General features: G+C 34.1%; 13 protein-coding genes. 4 read left to right on the top strand and 9 right to left on the bottom strand.

Annotated elements, in window-relative coordinates; translation table 11 throughout:
- The first annotated feature begins 67 nt into the window (after positions 1-67).
- On the top strand, positions 68-418 hold the full coding sequence (locus tag AACZ88_RS00820; RefSeq protein WP_339704772.1) for a hypothetical protein: 351 nt from the start codon (positions 68-70) through the stop codon (positions 416-418).
- A 70-nt stretch (positions 419-488) separates the two neighbouring features.
- On the opposite strand, the gene AACZ88_RS00815 is transcribed toward AACZ88_RS00820, so the two are convergent.
- A complete protein-coding gene (locus AACZ88_RS00815; RefSeq protein WP_339704769.1) occupies positions 489-791 on the bottom strand; it encodes an HPF/RaiA family ribosome-associated protein in 303 nt (100 codons plus the stop codon).
- Between the two features lie 203 nt (positions 792-994).
- Here AACZ88_RS00815 and AACZ88_RS00810 point away from each other — a divergent pair, with 203 nt between their 5' ends.
- Complete coding sequence (locus AACZ88_RS00810) at positions 995-1369, top strand: hypothetical protein (protein ID WP_339704766.1); 375 nt, start codon at positions 995-997, stop codon at positions 1367-1369.
- Between the two features lie 642 nt (positions 1370-2011).
- On the opposite strand, the gene AACZ88_RS00805 is transcribed toward AACZ88_RS00810, so the two are convergent.
- From AACZ88_RS00805 to AACZ88_RS00785, 5 genes are all read right to left on the bottom strand, one after another.
- Positions 2012-3580, bottom strand: coding sequence for a CHRD domain-containing protein (locus AACZ88_RS00805; RefSeq protein ID WP_339704763.1), 1569 nt, complete (start codon positions 3578-3580; stop codon positions 2012-2014).
- Positions 3581-4676: 1096 nt separating this feature from the next.
- Positions 4677-6641, bottom strand: coding sequence for a DUF2779 domain-containing protein (locus AACZ88_RS00800; protein WP_339704760.1), 1965 nt, complete (start codon positions 6639-6641; stop codon positions 4677-4679).
- 125 nt (positions 6642-6766) lie between these two features.
- Positions 6767-8998: an antiviral reverse transcriptase Drt3b gene (gene drt3b, locus AACZ88_RS00795; protein WP_339704756.1), complete on the bottom strand. Its 2232-nt coding sequence runs from the start codon at positions 8996-8998 to the stop codon at positions 6767-6769.
- A gap of 1 nt (position 8999) precedes the next feature.
- Entirely contained in the window at positions 9000-10439 is a 1440-nt protein-coding gene (gene drt3a / locus AACZ88_RS00790; protein ID WP_339704754.1) for an antiviral reverse transcriptase Drt3a, read from the bottom strand.
- Positions 10440-11353: 914 nt separating this feature from the next.
- On the bottom strand, positions 11354-11698 hold the full coding sequence (locus AACZ88_RS00785) for a hypothetical protein (protein ID WP_339704751.1): 345 nt from the start codon (positions 11696-11698) through the stop codon (positions 11354-11356).
- Between the two features lie 353 nt (positions 11699-12051).
- Between AACZ88_RS00785 and AACZ88_RS00780 the strand changes: the two genes are divergently transcribed.
- Both AACZ88_RS00780 and AACZ88_RS00775 read left to right on the top strand, forming a co-directional pair.
- Positions 12052-12888 (top strand): hypothetical protein, encoded by an 837-nt coding sequence (locus AACZ88_RS00780; RefSeq protein WP_339704748.1) that lies wholly within the window; start codon positions 12052-12054, stop codon positions 12886-12888.
- A gap of 50 nt (positions 12889-12938) precedes the next feature.
- A protein-coding gene (locus tag AACZ88_RS00775; protein WP_339704745.1) for an IS3 family transposase occupies positions 12939-14068 on the top strand; the annotation gives its coding sequence in 2 pieces (ribosomal slippage) (positions 12939-13200 and positions 13200-14068; 1131 coding nt in all).
- Positions 14069-14443: 375 nt separating this feature from the next.
- Here AACZ88_RS00775 and AACZ88_RS00770 read toward each other — a convergent pair.
- From AACZ88_RS00770 to AACZ88_RS00760, 3 genes are all read right to left on the bottom strand, one after another.
- A complete protein-coding gene (locus AACZ88_RS00770) occupies positions 14444-14671 on the bottom strand; it encodes a CDGSH iron-sulfur domain-containing protein (RefSeq protein WP_339704742.1) in 228 nt (75 codons plus the stop codon).
- A 154-nt stretch (positions 14672-14825) separates the two neighbouring features.
- Positions 14826-16190, bottom strand: a complete 1365-nt coding sequence (locus AACZ88_RS00765) for a hypothetical protein (RefSeq protein ID WP_339704739.1) — start codon at positions 16188-16190, stop codon at positions 14826-14828.
- Between the two features lie 10 nt (positions 16191-16200).
- Positions 16201-16548 (bottom strand): hypothetical protein, encoded by a 348-nt coding sequence (locus AACZ88_RS00760; protein ID WP_339704736.1) that lies wholly within the window; start codon positions 16546-16548, stop codon positions 16201-16203.
- Between the last annotated feature and the right edge of the window lie 149 nt (positions 16549-16697).

The following is a 16697-nucleotide window of genomic DNA, read 5'->3' as shown; positions in this document are numbered from 1 at the left end:
AGGATAATAACCGGGTATTCAAATTCAAAAATCGCTATATTTATCCGGAGCGCACAAACGAGAACAAATGAAAAAATGGAACTCGCTGGTATTCGCACCCATGGTATGGTGTCTTTTGTCAGCTTCAAACTTGTTGGCCCAAACGCAAAAGGCCATGCAGAAAAAGGAGGTTTCGGTACAAAGGCATACGATTATGGAACGCTTTGAACCTGATTTGATGGTGCCCTTGCAAGAGCGTATCGCACTGAAGAAGCAACGAGTTGCCGATGCGCAACGTACCCGAGAGTTGTTGGATACGCTCGATATTTCTGAACGAAAACGAGAAAAATTATTGAATGACCTTGAGGAGACCCCGTTTTCAAATCGACTGACAAAAACCATAGCCGATTCAAAATTCGAGGATGCAGCAAACGAATAACTAGGGTTTCTGCATCCTCGTGTTAGGGATTTCCCTTAATAAATAACTTTTACTCTTCTTCACTTTCGCACTAGTGCGATTTCATTTTTGCTTTGCGCTTTTCCAATTGTCTTTCCAAATCCCCTACTGATTCAGCAATCGAAGCCTCAAAAGAGCCATGACTAGATTCAGCAAAAAGCCGAGGTCCAGGGGCACTAAGTCGAATGTTACAAATTTTCCCTTTTTCTGGAGATGACGTTTTTTCCGTCTTAAAAAAAACGTCGGCCCGAACAATAAAGTCGAATTTGTCAAGCAACTTATTTATTTTCTTAATTGCCAGTGCCTCAAGGCGTTGACTTGCGTTTACATCGTCGTATTCAAAGTTGACATCCATATATTTATTTTAAAATGAAATTAAAAAGGAAGTCAAGTAAAACCAAATTAAAATCACTTTATTTTAACGAATTCTGAATTTTAGGATAAATAAAGGTTAAAGTCTGATTTTATGCACTTTAAATATAGGATAATTGCGTTTTTTTGTTTAAATTATACTAATTTTCTTACAAATTAGGTTGACTACACTTAAATCTATTTATAATGGAAACAACTCAACAACTTACCCAAGAACGCAGAAGAGCAGTTTACAATCGGCCCACTGACGCTTTCCAAGTTAAAGACCAAAGTGCCTTGGTACTTCGGTTGGAGCGTAATGAGCAATACGTAAGACAGCTACGTGAAAAGTTAAATTCGTACGTGTGTGAACCGAACACGTATAGCTTGTTCGAACGCATACAAGCGCTTAAAACTGGTCTTGATACCTTTAGCAGTACAAATCGTGAGATTATTGCCGCAATACGGGATCATAGAAAGACCGTGGAAGATTATGTTGACAAAATAAAACATCAGTTTTCCGAATTCAATGAACTGCGAAAGAATGTCGATGATTACGTCGAGGTTGCGAGTAGTTATTAAAAACTTTGTGCGAAACTGGTCGTTCGCAGATAGCTTGGCGGTTTTTACCTTTTAAGGTTAGTAATCCGTCAAGAACTTACTTTTGGTCATATTACGCAAATTAGCTTTTAGCTTTTTCTGTGTTGTATGGCCAAAGGTATTTTTAAGAGTTTCGTTCGCTCTTGGGAGTATGGTTAATTGGTGTAGTGGAATATAAGTGCTTCTTCAAGAGGATTAAATCGTATATGATTTAATTTTCCTGATTATTCTTCAGTGCATAGTATCAGGCATCCGAAGTCCTATGCAAAAACAACTTCTTGTAGTGAAACTCGATCCTCTTAAGCCTGTGGTCGATGGTTGTCTATTGACGGGCATGAATATTCCAAAGGTCCGTTAATACCATTTTCGCCTTATAACCCTTGTAATTCAATAAGTTATGATGCATGTATCGAATCAAAATTTTAATATCTTTCCAAAAAAATAAGAACGATTGTTTGATAAATGTTATTTCCTCTAAAGAATACGGAGTCCAAGAGTTGACGGTAAACCTAATTGATTTAACACTCGCGTTTCAATAAACCTTAAAAAAAAGACCGCCCAGAATAATTGGGCGGTCTTCGTATGAGATTGAAATTTATATTGATAGTGTGACGCAAAGGATTCTTAATTATTAGCGCCCACGTTGCCTTGTGCAATCAAGGTAGCGAGATCATCGACACTGGCATGTACATTCACATACCCATCTATGGCAATCATACCGGCATAATCGATAGGGGTGTCATCATCCAGTTTAGTGACGTTTGTCATACTTGTCCCCGTTAGTCCGGTTACGGAGTTCAATGAAACCGTGATACCCCCCGGGGCATCTGCAACAGCTCCCATATGGACATGTGCTGGATGCACCCCGCCATCTACAGTGCCTTCGATAGCCAGCGTAACCAATGTTTCACCATTGACACGTTCTGCGAAGGTAGCGGTACCGAAAATAGCCGCATCGGAAACTGCAGCAAGGTCATATTCCTGCGCTGTACCCGTCAACTCGTTCTGTCCGATATCACCTTGTGCTACCAAAACCGATAATTCGGTATCGCTGAGATGTACGTTGATATAGCCATCGAAATCCAATAAATCTTCATATGAAACAGGCTCGTCGGCATCGTTTGCATCGATATGCGTCAAACTTTTTCCTGTTGTTCCATCAACGGTCGCCAATGAAATAAGGATATCACCCCCTTCAGCAGCGGTGTTTGCATGAATGTGAGCGGGATGTGCACCACCATCAGGCGTTCCTTCCAAGGCAATCTCAAGTAAGGCCGCACCGCTTACGCGCTTGTAAATTGTGGCCATACCACTGATCGTAGGAGCGGTAACGCTATTCAAAACGTATTCCTTGGATTCCTCCGTTAGTTCATTGATACCGATATCGCCTTGGGCAACAAGTGTGGTCAAATCGTCAGCACTTAGGTGTATATTGATATACCCGTCGTATTCCAATAAATCAGCATAGGTAATAGCAGCGTCTTCATCGGTAGCTTCAATGTGTGTTGCGCTATATCCGCTGGCTCCATCAACTGGCGTTAAAGAGATGGCGATCCCGCCACCTTCAGCGGCAGAATTCACATGGATGTGGCCCGGATGAATGCCATCGGCAGGCGTACCCTCCAATTGGACCTCTAAAAGCGAAGCGCCACTTACACGCTTCGAAAGGGTAGCGGTACCACTAATAGTGGGAACGGTAACACTATTCAATGCGTATTCCTTTGTATCGCCCGTTAGTTCGTTGATACCCACATCACCTTGTGCGATTAAGGTACCCAAATCATCGGTACTCTGGTGTACATTGATATAACCATCAAATTCCAATAATGCCGTATAGGTAATGGCAGCACCGGCGTTTGTGGCCGTTACTATAGTTACACTTTCTCCGGAAGCGTCAACGGGGGTGAGGTCGATGACGATATCACCACCTTCGGCGGCGCTGTTCGCGTGAATGTGCGCCGGATGACTACCCGTTGTCACCCCTTCTAAATCTAAGTTTACGGTGGCTGTACCATCGGCATTTTCTACAAATGTGGCCGTACCGGAAATCGTAGCATCAGATTTGGACTGTAATTGAAACGTTTTGGAATCTCCGTCGAATTCTCCTGGCCCGAGATCGGCGTCATCGTCATTGCTACAGCTCGTAAACATCAACGGTGTAGCCGTTAGAAATACATACAATAATTTTTTCATGAATTTTGTTTTAGAGTTATTAAGTTGTAAAAGACGTGAGCTTTCATTCTTACAAAACTATTGGGCAGAGGGGGAAGAAGTTATTGGAATACCATATATTATTAACTCGAATGAATAAATGGGGTAATGTAACTAAACTTGTGGATTACAAGACCTGAAATATTCTATTTTACATAATATAAATTATGATACAATTGTAGCCATTTAACGAATAGCGCATTTCCGCGTTATTTTATATAATTGCAGATGTAGCAACACGCCAGTGTTCTATATCGTTAGCAATTATGTCAAAGCCAAATTGTGGCCAGCATCGGCAATGCTCATTACAAGGCAGCCGCTACAACTCGCCGCCAAATAAAATCAGCCACTGGCTAATCTTATTTGTCACGGGTTATGTAAAATAGCCGCTGCTCCCGAGGCTTCGGTACTCGATTGCTTTTTAAAATCAAATTGCTGTTGCAGCCGCATCTTCTTACACGCAAAATAAAAAGTCTACTAGATTTTCGCTTTTTACGTCGTATTTTAAACACCTCCGAAGCTTCGGAGGCCATCGCTTGCCAACGCCATTTAAAAGCTAGCCTTTTAGGTTTGTTTAAAATTCGTGTATTCGAGGAAATCTCTGCAAGATTTTTTTCTACGACATTCTCGTCAGTTAGCCGCAACAGCTAAAATTTTCTCTGCGAGCAAAATTCTTAGCCCTTGCTAACCTCCCGTCTTGTTTTATCTTTTCTTTAGGTACTTCTAACATTATGTCAAATAGAATTCAACATGGTAACCAGCAAGGTTTTTATTTATCTTTTTTTCTTGATAAAAAAAGAAACAAAAAGATACTCATTGATATCTATTATTTTTTTAAAGGTATTCGTGAATCTGCGATTTCAAGGCTAACAGATAATTTTGGAAACAATGTACGGCTCAGTCGCTATATTCTAGAAAGCATTATAACTCTTAAGACCGCCTTTGAACTCATTGAATCATTCTGCACATCGACAAACCTTATTACCAGCCCTCTAGAATATGGCCGCTCCCTTCGCCTATTGTTTTACCAAAATTCTCTTAGGCCGAAGGAAACATTGAGGTTCTATATTACATAATATTAAGATTTTATAGATTCCTTAAAAAACTCATATATCATTACCATAGCAAGTGTATCTATCTCACAATACATTAATAGTGCCTTTCTTATTTCTTGTCTTTCTGCATCGTTCATTTCTTGAAACTGTAATTTTGAATATGCAATTAATGCAGAACCACCATTATCAATACCTTCTAAATCTGACATTAAACTATCCAATTCGTCTTCACTCCAATCATCAAACAATTGTGGTAAGCTTTTATATGGACTTATAACTTTATCATTTTGGTCAAATTCAATAAATACTTTATCATCATTAAAATTTAAACTAGATAAAGAAATCTCTTTTATAGATTTAGAATATTTATTTTTTAAAAATCCACTACTATTAAGAACTGCTGGTAAGACTGCTTTAATCGAATTAGAGCCTTTAGTTTGAGGGTCATAATAGTATAATTTAACCATTTCACATAAATCTATCATATCCCTATCTCCTACCCAAGAAATAACACTATCCTTTTTTGAATGACTAATAGATTTAATGAAATCAATTAATTCATCTTTATCTTTTTCATTGGAAGATATTAATTGTTCATGGATAGCATTAAGAATTGTGTTTTCATGATAAGAGTATTTAAATATACTACCCACATCCAAGGACAAAGCTGTTCTTAAATTTCTCAAAAAATCAAAGTTTGGAAAATTACCAGCTTCTGAATTAATATATTCAGTTTCGTGAGAAATAGAACCATCTTCTAGTATTTTATGATGCGAAAATTGAAAAGCAATTTGTTCATAAGGTTTTTTCCCTTTATTAAAAGGAATTGCAACAGTTGAAGTTTCAAAATCTATAAAGTGCAAAGGAAATTTCCAACTGCTCATTACTAATTTCAAACCATCAATGTCGATATAAGGTGTATTATCTCGTTCTTTAACTTTACTTATTTGCAACCACTGTCTTTCTGATATTGAAAGTCCATAAGGTTTGGGCAATACCGTTATATCATCTTCCTCAATATCCTTCATCAAATATGTTCCTCTTTCAATTAGTTTAGATGCGGATTTAAAATTTCCTACTTCATATACTTTTGGCTCATTAATAATTGTTTCTTTCGAAACATTTAATTGTTCTGTCCAACATTCAATATATCCACTTTTCAAATTGTTATCATCAACTGTGTAGAATTCACAGTTTTTGCATTTTACATTCACAGGAGAATTTATCTTAATATCCTTTGAATAATACTCTGTAAATAATTGAATTGCTTCTTTAAAAGTTAAGGATTCGTCATATTTGAAAACTCCTGATTTGATATTAGCAATAATTGAATCAACAGGTATTTTAGTTAAAATGGATTCTCCAATATCAACTTTATTAGTTCCTTCTTTGACAATTATTCCAGTGCGCTTATTGGATTTTGATGTTATCTTAAATTTTTGATTTAAGCCATCAACTGTAGCAGTTTTGCTTTTGTCAATAAGTAATAGATAGGGTTTAATTCTCCAATTTGAAAAAGCGTTTTTCATTACATATTCCTGAAAAGCAATGTCAAATAAATAATTCCTCCATTCACTGCGAAGTTTTCCCCTTTTTCCAATAATAGAAAATTCATCATTTGAATTTATGGATTTAGCTTTAACTTCAATTAATTCTATCGTATCACCTTTTTTTACTAAAATATCTACTCTAACAAAACAATTATTGTACAAAAAAGCAGGTTCATATATAATCACATTTTCTTGCTTTAACAATTTATTAGTTTTCTCTAATAGAATATCATAATCCCATGGATTTCCATTCACAAGAATTCCTCCATCATATTCTAATCTTGCTAATTCTTCGACCTGAAACCCACCTTGTGCTAATGCTTCAAGAAAATCATCTTCCTTTTTTTGATTGGCATATTCCTTTTTATTTGTATAATAAAGCTTGGTTGGACATTCCAACCCTAATTTAAACCTAGATTTAGATAAATACCTTTTCATTAATATGTATAAAAAAAGTTAGTCCCAGAAAAAACTAACTTTGTGATTGTCTTTTTACGGACATATTAGAACGCTTGTGTGTGGCAATCGAAATTGCAAATTTTATCTGGTGCGTCCTTTTATTATTAAGAATAAGGTTCTAACGAACTTTTAGCATTCATTTCTTCAACTAAATTAAAATTATCCCATTTTGTAAACCAATACCTTTGTTTAATTACAAATTTAATAAATTCTACTTTTTCTGTTTTAATATCAAATAGTTCTAATATCCTTCTTTTAAATCTAAATTCTTCTTCATTTAGATACGGACAAGATATTAAATCAAAAAATAAAAGCACCAATTCGGAATGTTTAGTTCTCTTATTTTCTTCAATCCTTTCTATTTTGTTAATTATTCCTTTTTTTACTGCTTCCTTTAGTAGAGAATATTGCTTTATATCCTTGAAATAAAATAGTAAAACTGTGATAACAAAATAGTTAATGTTATTTTTAAATTCATATTCTTTAATACCATCATCCTTCTTTATTGTTTTTAGATTCAGGTACTTAACAAGCTGAGCTGAAGTTAACCTATATTCTTTGCCTAATTCTTTTAATACTATCAATAGATATAGGGTCTCAATTTGTAAATGTTCATCAATTTTACTTTTATCAAGAATCAAAATTATTTCATCCAAGATTTTTTTGAATACAACCTCCTGATTCAACTTATTAAATTGATTTATCAATTCATATGTCTTACCATCTGCAGGTTCATCAAACTGAAATCTATATCTTTTTCTGAAAGATTTAATAATAAAAGATAGAATACTTACTAATTTAATGGTGGAATTAACTTTTGGAGAAACTCCATAAAGGAAAAAGACGAAATCAAGCATTTCTACAATATATTTTGTAAAATTTGCTTCTTGTTTTATTAATTTCTTTTCTTCCTCTTTAGTAAGTATTCCTCTAAACTTATCTTTGTCTAGTCTTTTTTTATGCTCCTCATACTTTTTTATGTTACGTAATAAACTACTTCTAAAAATTGCTAGAGTATAGTTCATAATATCTTTATAAGCAACATTTGAAACTACTACAATTGTTTTAAATTCAGTAATTAGCTTATTTGAATCGCATCTAATATCAACATCACTTACTAATATTTTTTTTCTAGGAATAAAATCTTCGTCTCCTATTTTTCCTTCAGGAATTTCTTTGTCTTCCTTATCTTTTTCCTTTAAAATTTTAAACTTTATACCATCTTTTAATAGATTAATAATTTTATTTTTTGCTATCGTTATTTCTGTAATCAAGGGCTTTTCATATTGTCGGGTTTTTGAGTTATTTAATGATAGCTTGTACTCCTTTAAAGTGATTTTATAATTATCTAAAATTTCATTCTTTGTTTTTTCATTGTTGTAGAAGACAAAGAAATCATCAACATATCGGTAAATTTCATAATCTATTTTATGATAAATGTCTTTATCCCGCAGAATTTGTTCAATTTTCTTATCAATACTTTGCAGTATTAGTTCAGCAAAAATTCTTGAAAATTCAGGGCCAATAATTATTCCATTAGTTTCACCATAGTTTGTATTCTGCATAAATTTATCAAACTGTCCAGCAAATGTTTTGGAATCATTATTTTCCTTTACAAATTCTTTATTTGTTAAAGCCCAAGAAAGTGAATGAGTATATATGCTATCGAAGCATTTTGCTATATCAAACTTTATCATTTTATCGTACTTTTTTTCAGCACGATGGTATGCATAATGCTCGTAGAATTTGTAAATATTTGAAAACCTCTTGTAAGTAAAAAACGTTTTCAAACTTTTATATTCTTTTCCACTTTCCTCTATGAAATCATCTTCATCTCCTTTATTTTCAACATATGTATTGTCATTTGAAAAAACAAATTTTGCAATATTGTCAGGCTTTCTTATCGAGTATGGACTTTCTTTAGAATAATAAAGAATTAACTCTTTATATCGTTGATAGAAAGAAACCAACTCTATTTGGCTTTTGGGATGTGGAATTGCTAAATCTCTAAAATCTTTTTCTTTGTGAGTTACTTTATAATTGAAAGCAATTTTTCTTAATTCTTTCTTTTTAGGATTTAGCTTACGTTTATTATGTTCAGAATTTCCATTAGCATCAAAAAGTATTCTTATTGCTTTTTGAATACTATTTTCATCTTTACAGTCAATCCAATGGAAAGAATTGTCTTCAAAATTAAATTTCACTTTATGATTTATCAAAAACTCATAAAAATGTCTATTTGAAAATATAATTGGTGTTTCATATGGAAGCACATCACTTAAAACAGCTCTTTCGATAGCGTACTTGATTGGTAATTTTAATTTACTTTTCCTCATTTTATTTCCAAATTGAAATTACTCGTTCAAAATTATTATCTAACTTCTTTAACTCTTTTAATGGAGCTGGTCTTAAATCTGCAATATTCTTTTTTTTGGAATTAATATTAAAAAAAGATTTGTTCACAAAACCATCCTTAAAGCTATAACTCTTTAGCTTTAAATTTAATTTAGGATATGAGGCAATAGGCAACTTTTCATCAACTATTCTTGCTAATTCACTGTCTAGGAAATCCAAATCTGAACAATCGTTTTCAATTAGACTATTAGAATAGTAAATTCCAACCAATCCTTTTTTTGGTTTGTGTAAACGCGTATTTTTTGTTAGATAATTCATTCTATGAATCAATAATTTTGAAGCTTCATTTTGAGAAAACTCTTTTTGGAATAAGAAGGTATCTATTGTCTTTTCAATTCGTCGTACATACTTATTTTTTTTATTTTCTGAGAGTGAAGTTTTTACATATTTTTTATTCTCAATTTTGAAAATATAACCCAAGAACACAATTTCGAATAAATCATTTTTTCTTGTGTCTATTATTTTTGTCTTATCTGGACTCTCATTTAAAGCTAATCCATATTGTTCAACAATTTTTTTCACTTTATCTAAATAATCTGCTTCAGAAATTTCCCAATTAGGCACATAAACAATGACAATGTCATCAACATATCGTGCATAATAACAAACATTATTTATTCTTTTAATTTTATTATCGACTTCTCGCATAAATAGCTCTGCTAAATAAGCACTTATACCTGCTCCTCTTGGTATACCTCTTTTCTCTTCTTTAGGTAAACCCAATTGGCCAGTAATTTCATTATAACTGTATAGCAGACTTTTTATTAAGGTTTTTGATTTCGGACTTAACAATTGATTATTGTTTATAATACTTAACAATTTCTCTTGTAGAACACTTTCATAAAAGCCTCTTATATCTGTTCTTAATAAGATTTTTGGATAATCATCTTTTAATAAACTTTGTAATTGTTTAGAAATCAAATATCTATTGCCTTGTTTAACTTTAAAGGTTCGATTTATATTAAACTGCAATTGCTTCATAGCAAAATATGATGATGCATCTTTTCCTATGGGATAAACATACTTACCACTTGCTTCGTGTAGGAATTTAGAAAACACAAACTTAAATTCTTTGCTATTTACATTTTCGACATATTCTTGTAAGCTAATCTCTAGTTCATTTTTTTTACTATCTTCTATTTCTATTTCTTTCTTTTCTTCATAGAGCTTCAAAAGATGCTCGTCGTCTTTTTCAATATCTCCTGTACTTTTGTATGTTTTAATATCTTTCCTTTGTCTCTTTAATTCATTAGAAAGAATATGAAACTTGTCAGAATAGTATTCTTTTTCAAAGTTTCCTTTACGATTTTCTATTTCAAATATTTTATTAAAATTTTCTAACGAGAACGATTGATTGAGCATATATAATTCACTTAAATTATGGATAAAACAGCCTGTTCTTAATAAAATATCTAGTTAGAAGCAAGCTAATTAATCTTAAAAAGGGAGAGTTTAAATGTATTAAATTTTAACAAGTAATTAATTACGGAAATCCATAAAAAAGTAAGTACTAATAATCCATTCCACACACATTACGCTCCCCTCCTATCGTCGGCTCGCATAACAAGTGTTCCATTACCTTATGAAAAGAAAACTTTTAGAAAGAAAAAAATCAAAAAAGATTGTAACAACTTTGCCCGCGCACCTTCTCGCTCAAATAATAAAGATTCTCTATCTTTATTATTATGTCGTAACCAAGCTCAAGTTACATAACGCGGAACATTATAGTACAGTTGTAGCAATTTAGCGAATAGCGCATCTCCGCGCTATTTTATATAATTGCAGATGTCGCAACACCCCAGTGTTCTATATCGTTAGTAATTATGTAAAAGCCAAATTGGGGCCAGCATCAGCAATGCTCATTACAAGGCAGCCGCTACAGCTCGCCGCCAAATAAAATCAGCCACTGGCTAATCTTATTTGTCACGGGTTATGTAAAGTAGCCGCTGCTCCCGAGGCTTCGGTACTCGATTGCTTTATAAAATCAAATTGCTTTTGCAGCCGCATCTTCTCACACGCACAATCACAAGTCTACTAGACTTTCGCTTTTTACGTCGTATTTTAAACACCTCCGAAGCTTCGGAGGCCACCGCTTGCCAACGCCAAAATAAAAGCTAACCTTTTTGCTCTTATTAAAAATCGCGTATTCAATAAAATGTACGTAATAAAAAATTTTAGACGATTCTCGTGAGCTTGCCACAAGAGCATAAATTTTAAGAAAAATAAAATTCTATGCACTTGTTATATGTAGAACCTCTAATTAATCTTTTTTTTAACTAAACACACTTTTTGGTTATGAAAATATTAAAAACTTCAACATCAAATTTATCTCTATATTCTTTATTAATATCGTTTTGAATATTTATCAGCTCAAGTAAATTTTGAATATTATTTTGATATGGTTCTGTCATACCAGTTAACTTAACTGGTTCATCCATTTTTTTATAATATTCTAGTCGAATATGATGTACTTGATAAAAAAAATCTTCAGAATATTCTAACTTGTCTTTATCTGCATTACATTCAGGTATATTAACAATATCTTCCAACGCTGAATCCAAATCTAATTCGCGCTTTTTTTTCATACTTGATATTATAGCTTCTTTTGTAATTTTATCCATATCTAAATCTATTTTATTAAAGTTAAGTTTATATCTTTTGTCTTGAAACAAAAGAAACAAAAATTCAAGGCTGCATAAAATTTTGGAAACAATTAACGGCTCATTCGCTATATTTTAGGAAACATTGTAACTAGTTTACATTGCTTTGAAACCCCTTGTATACTTATAACACTTAAGAAATTGTATTACTAGACCCCTAAAATATGCACGCTCCACTCTCCTATTGTTTTACCAAAATTCTATGAGGTCTTTAAAACTTCATTTACACCATGTCAAGTTTTTTATTGACTGAATTCTAAATGAACATCACAATATAGATTTCATATATTTATAATTAAAAGAACTTTTAGGTAATGGGGGAAAAAAAACAACCTTCAGAAATTAGAAAAATTGCAACTTCCAAGCAGACTGGAGGCGGTGGTTTTGTTTTTGAAGATAAAGTCTCGGCATGGTTTATTTCTCATTTTTTAGCGGATAAAATTCCTTTTACTTCAGAGATAGGTAAAATTAAACAAATTGATTATCAAGTACGTAGTGATGGATGGTTACTTGAAGATTTACTATTGACAACTCAAGATAACGATGATATTGAAATAAAAATCGCTGTATCAAGTAAAAGTAACGTTCAAATAAATACAAATGGTCCTAATAATGAATTATTACATGACATTTGGAATGAGTATTTAAATACTGCTTCTAATGTATTTGATGCCTCAAAGGATTATCTATGTATTGTAAATTCTCAATTACATCCTAAAGTTCTTAAAGACTTAAATGATTTAATCAAATTTTCGAAAGCTAATGATGCTAATACATTGCATAAAAGGATAAATCAGGATGATAAGGCATTTTCTAAAAGTATAAAAAAATTATATAAGGGTTTCTATTGTCCCGATGATTTAGCAAAAGCTAATGATATTGATGAAAGCGAAACTTCAAAAATTTTGAGAAGAATTATCTTTATAGGATTTGATTTTGAAAATGCAATTTCTAATGATGAAAACAAAACAATTGAAATCTGTAATAATTGCTTAAAAGAACCAAGTTCTAGTAAAGAACTGCAATTGTATAAGAATATATGTTCTATTAGAGGAGAACTTGCACCATTATCTGGCTTTTTAGATTATCATAAGTTAATTAAAAGACTTAAAGATCATTTTAGATTAAAAGGGTTTGTAAGCTCCCCTTAAAACCGAACTGTTTAAAAGTAGAATAATAATCTTTAATTTTAAACGGTATTATGAGAAGAAGTAAATTTTCACCCACGCAGATTGCAAACATCTTAAAGGAGTTCGACAACGGTAAAAGTGTCGAGCAGATCAGTCGTGAGCATGGCGTTAGTTCCGCGGCATTTTACAAATGGCGTTCCAAGTATGCCGGGATGAACTCCAAGGAACTGAAGCGTCTAAAGGAACTCGAAGAGGAGAACCGCAAGCTCAAACAGATGTACGCCAATTTGGCGCTGGACCATCAAATGGCCAAGGAGATCATCGAAAAAAAGCTCTGAAGCCTTGCCGCAAGCGCAGTATTGCCAAAGAACTTGTTCATTACGGTATCAGCAGGGCGTGCCGTGTCCTAAATATGAGCAAGAGCGTCTATTATTATAAACCTTTGCCGAAGGACGATTCCGAGATAGAGGATGCTTTGCGACAAAAAGCCAAGGAACGCTCAGAGGAAGGTTTTTGGAAAGCTTATGAGCGTTTGCGCAATGAAGGGAAGCCATGGAACCATAAACGGGTACACCTTGTTTACAAATCCCTTGGATTGCCTTTGAGAAGAAAAGTCAAGAAACGTTTGCCGGCAAGGATAAAAGAGCCTTTGGAGGTTCCGGATGAACTCAACCATACATGGAGTATGGATTTTGTAACCGATGTTCTGGAGAACAAGAGACGCTTCAGGTCATTTAACGTCATCGATGATTTCAATCGGGAAGCACTCCATATCGAAATTGACTTCTCCTTGACCAGCAACCGTATCGTTTGGGTACTGAACCATCTTATCAACAAAAAAGGAAAACCGAAGAAGATACGAATGGACAATGGCCCGGAGTTCATTGCCCTTATAACGAACGATTGGAGCGGGATGCATGGGATAGAATTCAAGTACATCCAACCTGGCAAACCAACTCAAAATGCTTTTATAGAACGTTTTAACGGAAGCTATCGAAGAGGGGTTCTTGACAAGTACATATTCGAGGATATCGACCAAGTAAGGGAGCAAACACAGATCTGGGTCAACGATTACAACCATCACCGGCCACACGACGCACTAGGAAAAATATCACCCGTAAAATATGCGGAACTTAATTCTTTCGGGGCTAGCCCCGAAAGAATTAAAAACAATAACTTTAATGAAGTTTTAGAAAACTAAGCAGTTCTATCTAGGGGAAGCTTACAAATTGCTGGTCTATTGTTTTTTAAAGGTATTCATGAACCTCAAATGAAGTTTGGCTATCGCCGAATCTCATTATTCGGTTTCACTACCTTTTCAGAAAGAGTTTTTAGACGCGATAAAAAGTGATTACCCAGTGGCTGATTGCTTTTTTCGGCGAGATGAAGCGGTGGTAAAAGAAGTGTAGTGCATAATACGCGAGCACGCCAACCCGCTCAAAAAAGTAAAGATTGAGAATCTTTACTTTTTATGCCGTAACCAAAGCTCAAGTTACATAACGCGGAACATTATAGTATAAATGTTATGATTGCTTTTTTAGGAGAGAAGTCTATTGAAAGCTATAACTAATATGTTTTAACTCTTTTTCATTGGAGGTAAATCGAAAGCTGTTGCTTCGTGCTCAAAATGATTTCTGTGTGAACCATCACAAAAAGGTTTGTTATTAGAACGTCCGCAACGACATATACCTAACACTGTTCTGCCTTGTAAGTTATATGAATTCCCTTGGCTATCTACAATTTCAAAATCTCCTTCTACTTTTACAGACCCATTACTATTTATTGTTAGTTTTGTTTTGCTCATACTATTAAATTCTTTTATTTGATTTTGGTAAAAATAAGAATATAGATTTAATCATTATTGCGAATAGTTAAGAGTTATTAGCTTTAAAACAACAGGGCATAGCTTCTTTTATTTATATTGTTTGACGCTTTTATTGAGATATATAATGGCAAGTTTATCTCCTTGGTACGAGCATCATGGTGGTATACAAGCCCAAATGATCTGACATAAAGGGCATCGCCTCAAAATCACTGGAATCTGCACGTCTATCAGCTCGAAAACGCGTTACTCCTGAAAAATCTACGGTAAATGTTTGTGATACATCTGTGTCACTTACAAACATATAATCTATACGTTTTGCACGAGCTGGGGCACTGCGTAATTCGCTACAAAGACCTAAGCCACTTCGTAATCTAACAGGGCACAATGCATCAGCAGTTCCTTCTGCCAACAAATCAGTAGTATAGCCATTACCTCTGTTGGCTTCTGAACGTAAATCGTTTTGGTGTTTCCATAGATCTTTAAAACGTAATATAGACATACAGCCTGTCATGAATTGATATATCGTACCTCGAAAACGGGAGATAAATGTCTGTAATTCTGGAGTAAGGCTATTAAAAACTTCTTGAAATTCATTAAAATCAATTCCATCCCCCAACCTTAAAGCATCCCAAAATCCTCCGGAACTCGGAGAGTCTGAAAAGAGTTCTACAAAGGAGTATACTACATCATCATGTGCATTTAAATTAAAGTCCCCCACAAGAATAGTCGGATTGTTGGCTCGATGCGTAGCACTTATAAAATGAATAAGCTCTAAGAATTGAACGAATTTAACGGCTAGGTTTCCAGCATTTAAATGCGTGCTGTAAACTTCTAATCGAGATGCACCCATTCCAACATTGACCCGTGTAAGCATCACTCCTTTTCCAACCAATTTATCTTCGCTACTTTCTGCTCTGAATCGATGAAAACCTGCTTTTGTGATTGACAGGTCGTTACTCACCGTTACCAACCCTGATGACCGTAATTGGCGTTCTGATATTTGACTTGTAACACCACGTATCGATCTTCGCCATGAATTGATCAACCAGTCTTTTTCTCTATTGGTCCATACTTCGCAAAATGCTGAAATGTGGGAATACTGTGATACTAGTGCACCTATTTCTTTAGAACGTGCTTCAACGGCAGGCTTAAATGGCCTGTCATGTGGCGATCTAGCAAATCGTTTCCATATTTCTTTACCTAATGTAGCGGTTATCATTTCGGTAGCCCTAGCGACTTCGGATAAACCTAAAGTGAAAATACCAAGTAATAAACGACCTCTTCTACTATCAGGAGTGATACCTCTTAAAAAATCCATCAAAAAAGTATTCCAAAATAAAAAGCGTTGGTCGACCAGATTTGGATGTGTATGTCGCCTAAAAACCTCTCTCAATCCATCATCAGGTGTCAATTGATGCATCTCTAATAAGCGTCTCACTCCAGTGGCAGGTTCTATGCGATCCATGAATGCTGCGATTTCTCTAAAACTATCTCTCATAATTGCTGTCTTATCGTTTTTCTAATTTGGCAATACGCCTATTCAGAGCATCCATTTCACGTTTCATAGTAGCAATGGTATCGATCAAAGAAGTATGCCCGAAAAGACGTTTTAATTGAACCATCTCGATCTTGTCGCATTTTATATTTCCTTTCATGGTGACGCCTCCTGGATAATCTCCATTGAAGTTGATGGTTAACCCATCTGTATTGTCATGTACCATAGCACGGCGATGTCCTGAGGCGCCTTTTTTCCGACGTGATAGGTTATCTAGTTTAATGTCATGGGCCTTTAAGTGCAACTCTTTGCCTTCAATTTGTACTGTTCCCCTTTTTAATAACTTAATATCACTTTCCATAATTTTTTAATCTTAGTTACTATTTATCTTTAAATATTCACTACTGAATGAAAACAAAGCATATAGGTTAACATCTTTTGTAATTTTTTTTCGAAAAGTATCTTTGCAGTCGCTGTAGATGATACAATTTAATTTGCAATAAGCTATCG

The organism is uncultured Kriegella sp., from assembly GCF_963975415.1.
GTDB lineage: Bacteria > Bacteroidota > Bacteroidia > Flavobacteriales > Flavobacteriaceae > Kriegella.
This window is presented reverse-complemented; position numbering and strand designations above follow the sequence as displayed.

Bases quoted from the DNA above. Each gene is read 5' to 3' on its own strand.
- AACZ88_RS00770 (WP_339704742.1), bottom strand. From the start codon at position 14,671: ATGAGCAAAACAAAACTAACAATAAATAGTAATGGGTCTGTAAAAGTA.
- AACZ88_RS00760 (WP_339704736.1), bottom strand. From the start codon at position 16,548: ATGGAAAGTGATATTAAGTTATTAAAAAGGGGAACAGTACAAATTGAA.
- AACZ88_RS00810 (WP_339704766.1), top strand. From the start codon at position 995: ATGGAAACAACTCAACAACTTACCCAAGAACGCAGAAGAGCAGTTTAC.
- AACZ88_RS00785 (WP_339704751.1), bottom strand. From the start codon at position 11,698: ATGGATAAAATTACAAAAGAAGCTATAATATCAAGTATGAAAAAAAAG.
- AACZ88_RS00765 (WP_339704739.1), bottom strand. From the start codon at position 16,190: ATGAGAGATAGTTTTAGAGAAATCGCAGCATTCATGGATCGCATAGAA.
- drt3b (WP_339704756.1), bottom strand. From the start codon at position 8,998: ATGAGGAAAAGTAAATTAAAATTACCAATCAAGTACGCTATCGAAAGA.
- AACZ88_RS00780 (WP_339704748.1), top strand. From the start codon at position 12,052: ATGGGGGAAAAAAAACAACCTTCAGAAATTAGAAAAATTGCAACTTCC.
- AACZ88_RS00815 (WP_339704769.1), bottom strand. From the start codon at position 791: ATGGATGTCAACTTTGAATACGACGATGTAAACGCAAGTCAACGCCTT.
- drt3a (WP_339704754.1), bottom strand. From the start codon at position 10,439: ATGCTCAATCAATCGTTCTCGTTAGAAAATTTTAATAAAATATTTGAA.
- AACZ88_RS00805 (WP_339704763.1), bottom strand. From the start codon at position 3,580: ATGAAAAAATTATTGTATGTATTTCTAACGGCTACACCGTTGATGTTT.
- AACZ88_RS00800 (WP_339704760.1), bottom strand. From the start codon at position 6,641: ATGAAAAGGTATTTATCTAAATCTAGGTTTAAATTAGGGTTGGAATGT.
- AACZ88_RS00820 (WP_339704772.1), top strand. From the start codon at position 68: ATGAAAAAATGGAACTCGCTGGTATTCGCACCCATGGTATGGTGTCTT.